At 70.7% G+C, this 1,161-nt stretch carries 2 protein-coding genes; both read right to left on the reverse strand.

The features are described 5' to 3' along the window. A partial coding sequence (locus DP106_RS15225; RefSeq protein WP_120086636.1) for an MFS transporter occupies positions 1 to 782 on the reverse strand: 782 nt, incomplete at its 3' end. A gap of 43 nt (positions 783 to 825) precedes the next feature. Beyond that, positions 826 to 1,161 (reverse strand): helicase C-terminal domain-containing protein (locus DP106_RS15230; RefSeq protein ID WP_276310102.1); only part of this gene is annotated, 336 nt, incomplete at its 5' end.

Genomic DNA, 1,161 nt, shown 5'->3' on the forward strand with positions numbered 1-1,161 from the left:
AAGAGGTACTGCAACAGCGCGAACGGAACAAAAAAGCACGCGAGCAACAGCCCGATGGCGGCGGGATCGAGCCCGAACGCGTCCCGGAAGTAGAACGTTCCGACGAGCCCGAAAAAGCCGGCTGCGAACCGGTCCGCGAAGCCGAACGCGAACGGGACGAGGAGTCCAGTGCGCCCCCGGAGGCCGTCGAACGCCGCCGCTACGTCCTGGCGTTGTCCCGCGGCCCGATCGGGGAGCGTCGAGACGGCGACGGCGACGGCCGAAAGCAAAGCGGCCGCGAAGAGGATCGGTGCCAGCGGGCCGAACGCGTACAGCTGTCCGCCGACCGGCGCGCCGATGGCGGCCCCGCCGCCGATCGCGATGCCGGCCGCGCCCATGTTTTTGCCGTGGCCGCCGTCGAGGTCCATGAGCATCGTGATCGACAGCGAGAACGCGCCGATCGTGAACGCGCCCTCGAGAAACCGGAGGGCGAGCGCAACGCGGAAGTCGCCGAGGTCGGTGACGACGAGCGCCGCGAGGGCGAGATACGCCGCGGTGCCGCCGACGGCCCCGGCGACGACGAACGGGACCCGGCAGCCGACACGGTCCGAGAGCGCCCCCCAGACGGCCGAAAATAGCACGAACGCCCCGAGTTGGACGGCCAAGAACGCGGTCCCGGCGTCGATCGTCGGCGCACCGCCGAGCGCGTCGACGAGCCGGTCGACGCCGGGATAGACCAGCAGCTGCGTAAAGAGGACGACAAAGACCACCGCCGACAGGCGGGCGCGCTCGGCTCGGCTCACGGGGGGCGGTTCGGGTCCCGTCTACTTGTGTGTGCAGGGGTCGCTACCCGTCGCCCCACACGTCCGAGAGGGGATGATCGTCGATGTGCTCCGCGTCCGATCGGCGCGACCCACGAGAGCGGTCGGCGTTTCCGACGGCCAAATCGGGGTCGAACGGCGGCAACTCGGGGCGGGAGAGCCGATCGACCTGTGCTTGGAACCACGGCGGCATGTCGGATCGGGCGCGCTCGAAGAGGTCGAGCAGCGACTCGTCGGCGAGATACGTCGCGCCGTGGTCGTCGGGCGCGCGGACGACCCGACCGCAGGCCTGAATCACCGTCCGCAGAGCGGCCCGGTAGTACCACGCCCACTGGCCGTCCTCGAGCCGCCGGGCGACCCG

It is taken from the genome of Halonotius pteroides, from assembly GCF_003605635.1.
In the GTDB taxonomy this organism is placed as follows: domain Archaea; phylum Halobacteriota; class Halobacteria; order Halobacteriales; family Haloferacaceae; genus Halonotius; species Halonotius pteroides.